Annotated in this window: 11 protein-coding genes; 6 read left to right on the top strand and 5 right to left on the bottom strand. The window is 56.0% G+C overall.

Features of this window, described 5'->3' with window-relative positions:
• A partial coding sequence (locus ACOSYY_RS08910; RefSeq protein ID WP_421661915.1) for a M20/M25/M40 family metallo-hydrolase occupies nucleotides 1-1,117 on the bottom strand: 1,117 nt, incomplete at its 3' end.
• A gap of 208 nt (nucleotides 1,118-1,325) precedes the next feature.
• On the opposite strand from ACOSYY_RS08910, the gene ACOSYY_RS08905 reads away from it, so the two are divergent.
• Nucleotides 1,326-1,796 (top strand): hypothetical protein, encoded by a 471-nt coding sequence (locus tag ACOSYY_RS08905; RefSeq protein WP_421661914.1) that lies wholly within the window; start codon nucleotides 1,326-1,328, stop codon nucleotides 1,794-1,796.
• A gap of 243 nt (nucleotides 1,797-2,039) precedes the next feature.
• Here ACOSYY_RS08905 and ACOSYY_RS08900 read toward each other — a convergent pair whose 3' ends face one another.
• Entirely contained in the window at nucleotides 2,040-2,429 is a 390-nt protein-coding gene (locus ACOSYY_RS08900; protein ID WP_421661913.1) for a hypothetical protein, read from the bottom strand.
• 453 nt (nucleotides 2,430-2,882) lie between these two features.
• On the opposite strand from ACOSYY_RS08900, the gene ACOSYY_RS08895 reads away from it, so the two are divergent.
• The 5 genes from ACOSYY_RS08895 to otsB all read left to right on the top strand — a co-directional run bounded on the left by ACOSYY_RS08895 (nucleotide 2,883) and on the right by otsB (nucleotide 12,024).
• On the top strand, nucleotides 2,883-4,196 hold the full coding sequence (locus tag ACOSYY_RS08895; RefSeq protein ID WP_421661912.1) for a TolC family protein: 1,314 nt from the start codon (nucleotides 2,883-2,885) through the stop codon (nucleotides 4,194-4,196).
• Nucleotides 4,186-5,445: an efflux RND transporter periplasmic adaptor subunit gene (locus ACOSYY_RS08890; RefSeq protein ID WP_421661911.1), complete on the top strand. Its 1,260-nt coding sequence runs from the start codon at nucleotides 4,186-4,188 to the stop codon at nucleotides 5,443-5,445. The genes ACOSYY_RS08895 and ACOSYY_RS08890 overlap by 11 nt, the downstream gene beginning before the upstream one ends.
• 3 nt (nucleotides 5,446-5,448) lie before the next feature.
• Nucleotides 5,449-8,562, top strand: coding sequence for an efflux RND transporter permease subunit (locus tag ACOSYY_RS08885; protein WP_421661910.1), 3,114 nt, complete (start codon nucleotides 5,449-5,451; stop codon nucleotides 8,560-8,562).
• Between the two features lie 383 nt (nucleotides 8,563-8,945).
• Nucleotides 8,946-11,186, top strand: coding sequence for an alpha,alpha-trehalose-phosphate synthase (UDP-forming) (locus tag ACOSYY_RS08880; RefSeq protein WP_421661909.1), 2,241 nt, complete (start codon nucleotides 8,946-8,948; stop codon nucleotides 11,184-11,186).
• A 10-nt stretch (nucleotides 11,187-11,196) separates the two neighbouring features.
• On the top strand, nucleotides 11,197-12,024 hold the full coding sequence (gene otsB, locus ACOSYY_RS08875; protein WP_421661908.1) for a trehalose-phosphatase: 828 nt from the start codon (nucleotides 11,197-11,199) through the stop codon (nucleotides 12,022-12,024).
• Nucleotides 12,025-12,346: 322 nt separating this feature from the next.
• Here otsB and ACOSYY_RS08870 read toward each other — a convergent pair whose 3' ends face one another.
• From ACOSYY_RS08870 to ACOSYY_RS08860, 3 genes are all read right to left on the bottom strand, one after another.
• Nucleotides 12,347-12,577 carry a DUF4926 domain-containing protein gene (locus tag ACOSYY_RS08870; protein ID WP_421661907.1) on the bottom strand — a complete coding sequence of 77 codons (231 nt, stop codon included), beginning with the start codon at nucleotides 12,575-12,577 and terminating at the stop codon, nucleotides 12,347-12,349.
• A complete protein-coding gene (locus ACOSYY_RS08865) occupies nucleotides 12,570-12,815 on the bottom strand; it encodes a DUF6883 domain-containing protein (protein ID WP_421661906.1) in 246 nt (81 codons plus the stop codon). The genes ACOSYY_RS08870 and ACOSYY_RS08865 overlap by 8 nt, the downstream gene beginning before the upstream one ends.
• Nucleotides 12,816-13,023: 208 nt before the next feature.
• Nucleotides 13,024-13,278: hypothetical protein (locus ACOSYY_RS08860; protein WP_421661905.1), on the bottom strand; the 255-nt coding region annotated here is incomplete at its 5' end.

The following is a 13,278-nucleotide window of genomic DNA, read 5'->3' as shown; positions in this document are numbered from 1 at the left end:
TCTGCATGGTAACCACCGCGCCGATTGATCCGCCTTCTCGCACAAAGGCGGGGTCCTTCCCAAACCCTGCCTTTACGGCATGTTTCACACAATCTACGTATGCCCCTGCAAAGGTGCCCTTAAATGGATGAAGCGCGCCCTCTCTCTCCACCTTCACATCCGGGTTCACCTTGGTCACATGTTTCCTCAACAGGGCAAACACTCTCTCCGGTACCTGGTTTGGGACGAGGCGCATACTGACTTTGAGTTCCGCATGTCCTGGCACAACCGTTTTGATACCCTGTCCGTGGTATCCTCCGCTAAGGCCGTGAATTTCGAAGGTTGGGGAGGCCCAGATCCGTCGCATGATTTCCGCCGGGTCCTGCACTCGAAGCGATCGAAACCCGTAGGCTTCTTTGAAATGTCTTACTTCAAAGCCGCTCTTAAGGAAATCCTTGATTTCATTGGTAGTCGGCTGGACCACTTCATCATAGAAACCGGGGATCTTCACTCTCCCGGTCTTCGCATCAACACAGGTATTCGCCACCTCCATCAACTCGGCCAGCGGGTTACGCGCTGCTCCTCCTGTCACACCAGAATGTGCGTCTTTCCTCCCCGTGCGCAGGATTAGACGTGCGCCGAGCAGACCGCGCAGGCCATATGGCATAGCAGGCCGCTCCTTGGCAATCCAGATCGTATCCGACACGACTACAGAATCCGGGCGAGGAATAGCGCTCGGGTTTTTAAGACCGGCGGCAAAATGTGGGCTCCCGATCTCCTCTTCCAATTCCCACAAGAACCGGATATTGATCGGCCAACCTTGATCGATAGCATATCGAGCGCCAAACATCGCCGTGAGGGCCGGTCCCTTGTCATCGGTCGCTCCTCGCCCCCGATAAATTCCATTTTCATTCTTAAAGGCAAACGGCGCCTGCCTCCATTCCGGCTCCTGAGCCGGTTGCACATCCAGATGATTGTAGATCGTGAGGGTCGGATAGTCAGACCCTGTTATCCATCCGCCGGAAACAATGGGGTACCCACCTGTCTCTACCAGACGAACCTCGGCATTCATCCCGGCCAAGCACTGCCTCGCAAGGTCGGCCATACGCCGCATGTCGCCCGAATGAGATGAGTCCATACTGATTGAGGGTACCTCTACCATCTGTCCCAAAAGATCCTCAAACCTTGGACGCGATTCCTTTACAAAACTCCTCAGTCGCCGCTCATTCACCATACGAACGATCCTCCTTGATCAAAAGACGAGGGATTATAGCGAGCGTGTAGGACAAGAGAAAGCAACTTCGGGCTCGAATCGAAGGATGGTGATAAGATACCTTTCATCCACCATGATCACTTCTGCGCGAATCGTCGGTTCTCTTGTGGTCGTTCTGCTTTCGCTTATCGGGGCAAATACACGGATACTCGTGTGGGCAGAGGAATCGACCAGCCTCCAGCAGATACTCGAAGAACCACGGGTCTATCATCTTCGTCATGTCACGCTGCGAGGCATTGTACGAGATGTGCAACCACTTGACCCATACTTGACTGCCGATGGAAAAATCACTTGCTATGGCGCATACTTGTTTCGCCTTGAGGACGATGAGGAGACCATCCGAGTAGCAGTGTTGGGCGTTTGCGGCAGACCAATTGTTCGCGATCCGGAAGTCGAGGAAGGCGATCGAGTCGAAGTGAGTGCCACGATTCAGGCACCGAGTCACGGAGGGTACTATCTCAGTTTCAAGGGGCTGAAAATAGCGACCGAACAAGAAGGAATCGTACAAGCAGTGGCCGATCGCATCCTTCCTATTGTGGAATAAGGTCGATTCTCCATTTAGTAGTACACATAGTAGTACACAGCACAGGCTCCGGAACGCACCGCTTCGCTTCCTTCTTCGTCCCTTTGCGCGCCACCGCGCTCCTGGATCCGTCGTGCTCAGATGTATCGTATCGGTGCGTCGTTCTTCATGGAAGTCCATGGGCGATTGCCCGGATCGTCGGCAGTGGTGCTGGCTTGGGCGGCTTCTTAGGTCTCACGCTCTTCAGCGACGCTCGTGCCTCGATCAAGGGGTGCCCTCCCCCATGAAGTGCTCAGTAGACAGCAGCCCTCCTGCCGAGCGTGCTTCACGCATTAAAACACTTCCGTGCCGTCTCGGGGGCAACAGCCGCTCACTATGCTGGCTGAAGGTGCTGTGCTCGAAGCCGGGCTCATTCAGCTCCATATCGAAAAAACCAGCGAAACAGGAGGTTGGTGGCCAGCCGCTCGCAAACCAACCGGCGGCTCCGTCACAATACGGCGCGATCAATACCTCGCTCTTCAGCCGCCGCTCGGGCGGAATCGACGGACGACCTACGGCGCTATACATCGCCGCGAAGATCGGCGAAAGCTCGCGCAGCACTTGTTTGGCCACGATCCGCCGTCGCGGATGAGCTGTCCGACACTCGCGCTTCAACCGACTGGTCTCTTATCCTTCCTGCTTGCGCATATGGGTTCTTCTTTATTGTTCCATAGAAGCGTCTCCTCTTCTGGCCAAGCCCACATGATCGGAGTGATCTATCTAAGGAAGGTCTGATTAATTCGCGTTTTCGAGCAGTCGGCACTCAAAACACAGGGAATCCAGCTTATTGCTACTCGGAATTGTGAATAAATCAGACCTTCCCTTAATGCTATTTTGATCCGGCCTAACCGACTATATCTCTCTGCCTCGCATACTCCGCCTCTTTGCTTTTGTTCTCAGTTATCAATTCAATGACAGCTTCTAGGCCTTCACCTAGGGGGCTATAGCGGTACTTTGGGTATAAAAAAAGACCTGAACCGCCAAAATGTCGGGATACGTATGCATGGGCCGCAACATCGCGGAATGCGGAGGAATGTAACGGCAAACCGCGAAAAAGGAAGGTGTCACATGTCGTTTTGGGGACCGAATCTTATCGAGCCCAGCAAAATGATGGCGCTTGCATTCGTGCCGATGCTTATCATCGGCACAGGGCAGCTATCACAGGCGCAAGAAGATGAACGTTCCTATTTCTTGCCGGAAATCATAGGATTGGCCATCGACAACAATCCGAGGCCGGCCGGTGCTATCGGGGCCATCGACATACAGCAAGGATTGGTCGTCCAGGCCGGCGCTTATCCTAATCCTAGTGTCGTAGGCCGTGGTGGTCGAGGCACGCTTCGGGATGGCGGTGTCCTTGTGCCTGGGGCTTTTTCGGAGCTGCCGCCCACTACGGTGACCGAATACAATGCTCAAGTGTCTCAACCATTGGAATGGCCGGCGAAACGAGAGGCGCGAAAGAGTGCCGCCCAAGCCGGCCTGGAAGGCGCCATTGTCGGATATGATGAAACCCTGCTCCATCTTCGTGCCGATGTGAAACTGGCGTTTTGGACGCTCCTTTCCGCACAGCGAAGCCTTCAGCTGGCTAAAGAAAACCTGGCCATCATCGAAGATATCCGCCAAACCGTCGACCGGAGAGTGCAGCTGGGAGAAACCCCGCGATTCGAGGCCATCAAGGCGGAAGTGGAGGTGCTCAAAGCGGAACAGCGTGTCACTCGAGACGAAAACGAGGTTGAAGTCAACCGCGTCGTACTCGATACCTTGACGGCCGGATCACTTGGCTCTCGCTATAGGATTGACGGCGAGTTCGAACGTTTACCGCCGGCCCTTGAACGGAATCAGCTGGTTGAGGAGGCTCTTCAACAGCACCCCACGGTTCGCCGTCTGCGCAAAGTGATAGAAGAATCGGGCAGGACGGTGGACTTTGAACGCCATGCTCGTGTGCCTAACCTGACGGTGCAGGGAGGCTATTGGCGTGAAGTCGGGCGTGAAGGACTGCAAGGTGGCGTCAGCTTTCCTGTCCCCATTTGGTACCAACGACAGGGGGAAATTGCCTCTGCTTTGGGAACACTGCGGCGCGAGGAGGCCAACCTTCTGCGGGTTCGTTATGATTTCATTCGGCAAGTGAATCAACATTTTAAGGATGCTGTCACGGCGGGTCGACTTGTCGGAGTCTTTGAAAAAGGGCTGCTGCGCAAGACCCAGATCGCGCTGCAAATGGCTCAGTTCAGCTTCAAGCGGGGGGAAAGCAGTTTGCTTCAGGTGCTGGATGCCCAGCGAGTTCATCGCGAAATCATGTTGGATTACTGGCAGGCCCGCCATAACCTTTCCGCGGCGACCACTCAGTTAGAAAGGTTCGTCGGCCGGAGCCTATATGTCCGGTAAGGACCGGGCGGGCATCCCCCATTCGCCGTTCGGATTCTCCATGAGTCGGCTATCCTCTGACGCAATACGAACATCGTGCCGTCTTATCGGGCTTGTTACCCTTGTCATCCTTGCGCCTGGGTGCGGCGCTGGATCAAAAGATACGCCCGCCGAGACATCTAAAAAGACGGCGAAGGAGGAAGCTCTCGAAACAGTCAGCCTCGACGAGAAAGCCATGGAGGTGCGCGGAATCAAAGTCGAACCGGTCAGACACCAAGCCTTTCGCAGTCATCGTGATTTCCCCGGAACCATCGAATTGAACCATCGGAAAGTGGCCAATCTCACGACACTCGTCAGAGGGCGTGCGATCGAAGTGAGAGCGGATCTCGGACAAGAAGTTGAACGAGGGACCTTGCTCGCCACGCTCGAGAGTCGAGAATTCGGGGATGCCCAATCGGCCTATCTCAAAGCGAAGGCGACATTATTCGTAGTCACCCGCGCGTACGAACGCGCCCAGGCGTTACTAAGAGAAGAGATCATTTCCGTGGCCGAAGGACAAAGACGCGAAGGCGAAATGGTCCGCGCCCAAGCCGAAATGCGGGAATCGTACCAGCACCTTCGCCTGATGGGCATGAGCGATGAGCAGATCAAAGGGCTTGCTCGAAGCAAATCCATCCACCCGCGCATCTATATTACGGCGCCATTCCATGGGTTTGTCATTGCGCGCAACATCGTGGTCGGCGAGATCGTGGAAGTGACCGAAACCATGTTTGTGGTGGCCGACCTGTCGGAAGTGTGGGTAATGGCGAATGTCCCGGAAAAGGACATTCCGTTCGTCCTGAATTCCGAGCGAACGGACGGTCTCCAGATCGGCGAGGTGCGTCTCAACGCGTATCCGGACGAGATATTCCACGGCACGGTGACGTATGTCGGCGCTGTTTTGGATGTGGCCACGCGGACGATGGACCTTCGTCTCGAACTGCCGAATCCGGACCTCAAATTGAAACCGGACATGTACGCGACCATTCGGATGTACTCACGGCCGACGAGCGATGCGCTGACCGTGCCGGAAAACGCGATTCAACGCGATGGGGAACGGCGATTCGTGTTCGTGCGGGTCGATTCCGGGACGTTCGAGGCTCGGGATGTCAAGTTGGGCGACTCCAACGGAAAACAGGTCATGATCGTCGATGGCCTTCGTGGAGGAGAACAGGTCGTGACGAACGGCGGATTTACTCTGAAGTCCGAGTTAATGGGCGAAGAACTGTAGCTCATGCTCACCTCCCTGCTGGAATTTTCCCTTCGACAACGTATCCTCGTTCTTATTTTTTCCGCAGGCCTGGCCGCCGGAGGGCTCTATGCATTCAAGACGATTCCGATCGACGCCTTTCCGGACGTCACCACGATTCTGGTACAGGTGGTCACCAAAGCCGAGGGATTGTCGCCCGCGGAAATCGAACGGTTCATCACCTTTCCGATCGAATTGCAATTGCGGGGCGCTCCGGGACTGACGGAAATCCGCTCCTTTTCCAAAGTGGGGTGCTCCATCATTACGGCCGTCTTTCGCGACGACATCGATATCTATTTGGCCCGCCAGATCGTCTTGGAGAGGGTCTTGGAGGTTCAAGATATCCTGCCGACCGGCGCATCCTCGCAGCTGGTGCCCAACTACACCGGTTTGGGAGAAGTGTATCAATTCTATCTGGAAGGTCCGCATGACGATGAACCGGACTACCAGATGACCGTCGAGGAATTGACCGAGCGACGAACCTTGGTGGATTGGGTGATTCGCCCGCTGCTCAAAGGGCTGCCGGACGTTGTGGATGTGAATACGATGGGCGGCTACGTGAAACAATATCAGGTCGTCGTGCATCCCGGCCTCCTCCGCAAATACGATCTTGCGTTGCAGGATGTCTTCCAAGCGGTCGCCAAGAATAATGCCAATGCCGGAGGAAGTCTTCTCGAAAAAGAGGAAGAAAAGTATATCGTCCGAGGCATTGGGCTGATTCGCACGCTGAACGATATCGGTAACATCGTCTTGCGCGAAGTCGACGGCACGCCGGTCTACATCCGCGATGTGGCCGAGGTGCGTTTCGGCCATGCCGTGCGGCATGGCGCCACCGTGCTCAACGGTTCGCGTGAAGTCGTGTCCGGCCTGGTGCTCATGCTGCGGGGCGGCAATGCGCGGGAAGTGGTTCACGCAGTCAAGGAGAAAATCGACGAAATCCATGACAAACATATTCTTCCGGACGGCCTGCGCATGGTGCCGTACTATGACCGCATGGAACTGGTCACTGCCGCATTGCATACGGTGTACAAGGCGCTCATCGAAGGCATCATCTTCGTGGTGATCGTCCTGTATTTGTATCTCGGCAATATTCGCAGCGCCCTGGCCGTGACGATCGTGCTGATCGTCGCGCCGCTCGGCACATTCATCGTGATGCGGTACTACGATCTGTCGGCTAATTTGATGTCGCTCGGCGGTTTGGCGATCTCGCTGGGCATGATTACCGATGCCGCGATCATTCAAGTGGAGAATGTCTCGCGACATCTCTCCGAAGCCTCGGAGGAAGATCGCGGGTCCGTGGAACGCCGGCTCCCGATCGTGTTGAAGGGCGTGGCGGAGGTCCGCGGTCCGAGCCTCTTCGGGGAATTGATCATTGCCCTGACCTTCCTGCCGATCCTGGGGCTCGTGGGCATGGAAGGGAAAATGTTCGGCCCGCTGGCCCTTACCATCATGATGGCGCTGATGGTTTCCCTGCTGTTGTCGTTTACGTTATCGCCCGCGCTCTGTCTCCTGCTGCTGCGGGGAGAAGGGCACGGCGACCCCTTTGTGGTTCGATGGGCGAAGAAAGGCTATCGACCCATGTTGGAATGGGCAATGGCCCATCCAAGGATGCTCCTGATCGTCGCCGGCCTCCTATTGATCGGCAGTTTGGGGCTCTTTCCCTTTCTCGGCGGAGAGTTCATCCCCACTCTCAATGAGGTTGCCATTACTCCTCAAACCATACGCCACCCGAGCATTTCTCTCGAGGAGTCGATACAAATCGAAAAGGAAATGCAGCGGGCGGTCATGGAATTTCCCGAGGTCACCAAGGTGCTGTCAAAGGTCGGCCGGTCCGAGATCGGCAACGATCCGCAGGAGCCGAACGCGAGCGATCCCGTCGTCTCGCTCAAGCCGATGGAAGAATGGACCACGGCGGAGAGTAAGCCGGAGTTGGATCAAGCGGTGCGCAAACGCCTCGAAAAGATTCCCGGAGCCACGTTCTTGCTGAGTCAACCCATTCAACAGCGTGTCGATGAACTCTTATCGGGCGTTCGATCGGAAGCGACCGTCAAGGTCTTGGGGGACGATCTGAGTGTGCTGCGCAATACCGCCGAGCAAATCCGCGCCATCATGAGCGAGACGCGCGGGGTCGCCGATATCCGCGTCGAGCAACTGTTCGGACAGGTCTACCTGGCGATCGATATCGATCGAGAGAAGATCGCCCGGTACGGCATCAATGTCGCGCATATTCAGGACATCGTCTCGACTGCGATCGGCATGGAACCGGCCACACAAGTGTATGAAGGCCAGAAACGTTTTGACCTGACGTTGCGCTATCCGGAGCCGTTTCGGAACAGTGTCGAGACCATTCGCAATATTCTGCTGCGCGGCGCCACCGGCACCCTGATTCCCTTGGGCGACCTCGCGCAGGTCGAATTGCGCGAAGGCCCCGCCCTGATCAGCCGGGAGCAATTGCAGCGGCGTATCTATATCGGATTCAACACCTATGGACGTGACATCGAGAGCATCGTCGCTGAGGCTGAGAAGAAAATCGAGAACATAAAACTTCCCCCGGACTATCAAATCGTATGGGGCGGGTCATTTGAGAATATGCAACGGGCGATGGCCCGCTTGAAGATTATCGTCCCGATCACGATCGGCATCATCTTTCTGTTGTTGTACGTCTCGTTCAATTCATTTTGGTACGCGACTTTGATCATGCTCAATCTTCCGTTGGCTCTGATCGGTGGCATCATCGGGCTATGGGTGACAGGGGAGTATCTCAGTGTGCCGGCTTCCGTGGGATTCATCAATCTGTTCGGCGTGGCGGTGTTGAACGGCCTTGTGCTGGTGTCCTATATCGATCAACTGACAAGCGACACGGAATCGGCGAAGGAGGCGGTTGTCCGTGGCAGTATGTTGAGGCTCCGGCCCGTGCTGATGACCGCCACGGTGGCGCTGCTCGCCTTGACGCCTCTCGCCTTGGCTACTGGTGTGGGGTCGGAAGTGCAACGTCCCCTTGCCGTGGTGGTGATCAGCGGCCTCTTGACTTCGACCGCGCTGACGCTTCTGGTCCTTCCCGTCCTCTTTCCATGGTTCGAACAAAAGCGGAACCGCTAGTGTAAGCGTAACCCGTGGAAATCAGCCAGGAGCCCCATGCAAGATCGATTGGCAAGTGTATCCGATATGGAACGGAAGATGAGCGGTCCGGCCGGCTGACTGGAGGCTACAGCAGGTCACTCCATGGAGGACTGACGGCGAATGCGGCGTTGACCAGAAGCCGCTTTCATTTCGAGTGAGTCGGAGGAGCAGATGGAAAAATGACCCCTCCGGATCAAGTATTTTCCCGAGATCGGGGGGTATCCGGTCTCGGAAGGCACAATCAGTCGAGAGCACTTTGATGGCCGATCCGTGCGGAAATTTGACAATTCCCGATGAGCCGGTACGGGTACAGGGGATAACAGCATTTGATTTCTCCATGAAAGTAAACTAACTTTGTTTCCATGAGACTTCTCACCCTCTCCCTTCGATTTGTGTTTCCATTGGCGATCGTGTTGGGAGTAATTGCGTACGGAGTGATCCCGCTGGTCGATTCGTTGGAACTGAAATGGTTCGTCCGCGATCTCGACATGCGGTCAAAGACCATGATCAATACGATGGAGGGTCCGCTCGCTGAGCTGTTGGCATCCAATTCAAAGGGCAAGATCCTATCGTATTTTACGCGCATCCTTCAGGACGAACGCTTGTACGCCCTGGGATTTTGTGATCTCGACCACCAGCTTCTCTATGAGACTCAGGCATACCCGCAGGATGTCACCTGTAAAGATACGCTCAACCTGGCATCCAACTCGTCCACCGTTCGGTCGTTCAGTAGCGGGCCGCTCCATATCACTTCAGCCTCGATCGAATTAAACGGGAACCGGCTGGGACGTCTCCTGCTCATCCACGATATGAGTTTTATCCAACAGCGGAGCAGCGATACAAAATGGTACGTCTTTTATCTGTTCGCGGGGCTTACGGCCGTCATTTCGCTGGTTACCGTGTTGGTCGCGCATTTCAGTTGGAAGGAATGGGTGGCCGGAGTTCGGGCTATGTTGAAGGGAGAAAGGCTTCTGACTCCGCTGACGCATGACCAGCATGCCCCGGAAGTCCGGCCGTTGGCCAAGGATTTACGCTCGTTGGTGCAGGCTCTGGAATCTGATCGCCGCATGCGCGATGAGAGCCAAATTTCGTGGACACCCGGCAGTCTCAAGACGATCCTTCACGAACAACTGGCCGGCGACCAAGTCTTGATTGTATCCAATCGGCAACCCTATACCCACTATTGGCAGGATCAGAACATCGTCGTACAGGTGCCGGCGAGCGGGCTCGTCTCCGCGCTCGAGCCGGTGATGCGTGCCTGTTCCGGCATATGGGTCGCGCATGGGAACGGCTCGGCGGATCGAAACGTGGTGGACAAACGGGACCACATCGCTGTGCCGCCGTCGCATCCGAGCTACGAGATCCGCCGTGTGTGGCTCACCGGTGAAGAAGAGGCCGGCTACTATTACGGATTCGCCAATGAAGGATTGTGGCCTCTCTGTCATATCGCCCATGTCCGGCCCACGTTCCGTTCATCGGATTGGAAACACTATGTGGCCATCAACGAGCGATTTTCTCAGGCCGTCTATGAGGAGGCCACGACCGACAATCCGGTCGTTCTCGTTCAGGATTACCATTTTGCGCTGCTTCCGAAGCTGATTCGCGATAAATTGCCGCCCGCGACGATCATCCTGTTCTGGCACCTTCCATGGCCGAACGCGGAAAGCTTCGGCATCTGCCCTTGGCGCGAGGAAATTCTGGAAGGTCTGCTCGGAAGCAGCATTCTGGGATTCCATACGAGAGTTCATTGCAACAATTTCATCGACAGTGTCGATCGATTGCTTGAGGCGCGAATCGATCGAAACAGTTCCACGGTCTCCTATGGAGGCAAGATGACGGCGGTCAATCCTTATCCGATTTCCATCGAGTGGCCGTTGCAATGGCTCCACGGTCAACGGTCGGTTCCTGAATGCCGAACCAAACTTCGGGAGGCCTATGGGATGACGTCCGATCGTCTCGTCGGCCTTGGGGTGGAACGCCTTGATTACACCAAGGGAATCCTGGAACGGTTCATGGCCGTGGAACGGTTGCTGGAACTCCAACCGGAATGGATCGGAAAATTCACGTTTGTTCAAATCGCGGCCCCCAGCCGTTCCATGATCGAACAATACCATCATTTTACCGATCAGGTCTCCGCCTTGGCCGAGCAGATCAACAAGCGGTTCGGGCGAGACGGGTATGAGCCCATCTGCTTGCGGATTCAACATCATGAGGCCTTTCAGGTCTGTGAGTGTTACCGCGGAGCGGATTTGTGCGTGGTCAGCAGTCTGCATGACGGCATGAATTTGGTCGCCAAAGAGTTCGTCGGCGCCCGGGACGACGAGCAGGGCGTGCTGATTCTGAGCCAATTCACCGGAGCCGCTCGTGAACTGACGGAGGCGGTCGTGATCAATCCCTACGACATCGATCAGTTTGCGGCCGCGCTCCATCTTGGTCTGACGATGCCGAAGGTGGAGCAGCGGGCCAGGATGCAGAGCATGCGCGGACTGATCCAGGAGTTCAATGTGTATCGCTGGGCCGGTCGCATGCTCATCGATGCGGCCCGCATGAGACAAAAAGAGCGCGTCATGAAACAGGTGCGGCGGCCCAGCTTGCTGAATTGATCAACGGACAATGGACTACTTATTGACGGAAGCAGGAAAAAGCGACCTAGGGGCTCTGCTGACAGTCCGTTCTCTGTATGCGTTTGATTTTGACGGGACCTTGGCGAAAATCGTCCGAGAGCATCATGCGGCGAGGCTGTCGCGGCCCATCCGTTTTTGGCTCGAGGAACTGGGAAAGCGCGCGCCTACCGCAATCATCTCGGGGCGCTCCGTGGAGGACTTGCGCTCGCGTGTCGGGACCGCCGTGTCGCACTTGATCGGGAACCATGGCTCGGAAGGCCCGCATACGTGTGAAGAGGCGATGCAGCAAGTCCGAGAAACCAGTTCCGGATGGCTGCAATTGATCGACGAGCGATTTCAGGACGAACTGACTCGACGAGGTGTGGTCGTCGAAAACAAGTCTTATTCGCTCTCCTTCCATTATCGAACCGTCGATCAGCGAGACGAGGTGCGGGCGCTGATCTCTCGAATCATCGCTGAATTGTCTCCTCCTCCCCGCATTGTCCTTGGAAAATCCGTCATCAACGTGATGCCGCCGACGGCGTCGCACAAGGGTACGGCGTTGCTGGAGTACATGCGCCGGCTTGACTGCAGCGCGGCGCTCTACGTGGGAGACGATGTCACCGATGAAGACGTCTTTGCGCTGCGAGATGTCCGCATTCTCACCGTGAGAGTCGGCAAGAAGAACGGTTCCTCCGCCAGGTATTTCATAAAAAGGCAGGCAGAGATCACAGAGGTGCTTCGACTGCTCGTCGAGGTCGGCGACCAAAACATTCAGACCTGGGGCGGCTGCCACGAGCAGGGCGCTCCTCTGCCTGCTCAATCTCCCACCGAATAGCATTGGCTGCTCATGGAAGGATGAGCAACAATCTGAGCCTCGCGTCGTCAGACTAATTATCAAGAGGCAGGTAAGATTCTGGGCATCATCTCTCATCAGTTCCGCTAGCGCCGCAATTGTGCGTTAGCGGTGAGAATTGCCAATCCGTTTCCCTGGAAATCGACGTCATCTGTCACGAAGGTTAGAACTTCTGTCCTACACAAATGGGCAAGTAAGAGGTCGTTGAAGTCCGACTGACCGGCTTGATACCGGCTGATTAGATCCGCCGGATCACATGAGGGTGGGAGTATCGGCGCCGGGATTGGCTCGCGAAGCCTTCCCTTCAAACTGTCGTTAACTCGCGCACATGGGCCACATCGCGGCGAGAGATCGGGCGTAGTTGAGCTGGCGACAGCGTGACAATAGCCATGGTCTGGCCAGCCAGTGTCATGAATTCAACTTCATAGCCCATTCCGCCCTTATGGATATGCACGACTGTCCCGATATCGCCGGCCTTCAAGCTGGTTTCGGGCAGGTCCTGTAGCAGCACAACACACTCGTGTTCCTTAATCATGGCTTGCCTCCAAAGGATACGTGGTAATCAATTGCGGCGCAACCTCTCCCTCGTCCAGTTGCCCGACGGTCCGCACTCGCGGCCGTCGTCCGTCCGGAGTCGACAGCTCGCCCTCGACCTCATAGCGTGGGCCAAACCCGGACTTCCGGCCGTGTTCCCGAAGCGCATCAGCCAACCGTTCCCATTCCTCGATCCGAAAGCCGAACGTTACAAAGAACCGCTCTTTACTCGCTCCCACACTCCTTATCACTTCGACCAGCTGTGCGAGCGCCTGCAGCTCGCCTCATCCGCGCCGGTGAGGACGATCAATCTAAAGCCAGGGTTGACCGGTCCCCGGTAGTGCTGCATCTGAAATCCCGAATCAATCGCACCATCCACACTCGTGGCTGGCATCTTCACGCAAACGTGTGCACTGTTCACGTTGAGCCGTTTGATTTAGCTGCTCTCTATCTTGATCCATTCGATGCACGTGAACCTGTCGTCGCTGCTCGGCGAACCGGCAAAGTTTCTTCACCTTGGCGAGAGAATCGGCGTTGCTGGAGTACATGCGTCGGCTTGACTGCAGCGCGGCGCTCTAGGTGGGAGACGATGTCACCGATGAAGATGTCTTTGCGCTGCGAGATGTCCGCATTCTCACCGTGAGAGTCGGCAAGAAGAACGGTTCCTCCGCCAGGTATTTCATAAAAAGGCAGGCAGAGATC

Source organism: Nitrospira sp. BLG_2 (genome assembly GCF_049222245.1).
The sequence above is the reverse complement of the archived record's forward strand: the minus strand, read 5'-3'. Positions and strand labels throughout refer to the sequence as shown.

What these genes read in the sequence shown, in the direction of transcription:
- ACOSYY_RS08905 (WP_421661914.1), top strand. Translation starts at nt 1,326, where the DNA reads ATGATCACTTCTGCGCGAATCGTCGGTTCTCTTGTGGTCGTTCTGCTT.
- ACOSYY_RS08895 (WP_421661912.1), top strand. Translation starts at nt 2,883, where the DNA reads ATGTCGTTTTGGGGACCGAATCTTATCGAGCCCAGCAAAATGATGGCG.
- ACOSYY_RS08890 (WP_421661911.1), top strand. Translation starts at nt 4,186, where the DNA reads ATGTCCGGTAAGGACCGGGCGGGCATCCCCCATTCGCCGTTCGGATTC.
- ACOSYY_RS08885 (WP_421661910.1), top strand. Translation starts at nt 5,449, where the DNA reads ATGCTCACCTCCCTGCTGGAATTTTCCCTTCGACAACGTATCCTCGTT.
- ACOSYY_RS08880 (WP_421661909.1), top strand. Translation starts at nt 8,946, where the DNA reads ATGAGACTTCTCACCCTCTCCCTTCGATTTGTGTTTCCATTGGCGATC.
- otsB (WP_421661908.1), top strand. Translation starts at nt 11,197, where the DNA reads ATGGACTACTTATTGACGGAAGCAGGAAAAAGCGACCTAGGGGCTCTG.
- ACOSYY_RS08870 (WP_421661907.1), bottom strand. Translation starts at nt 12,577, where the DNA reads ATGATTAAGGAACACGAGTGTGTTGTGCTGCTACAGGACCTGCCCGAA.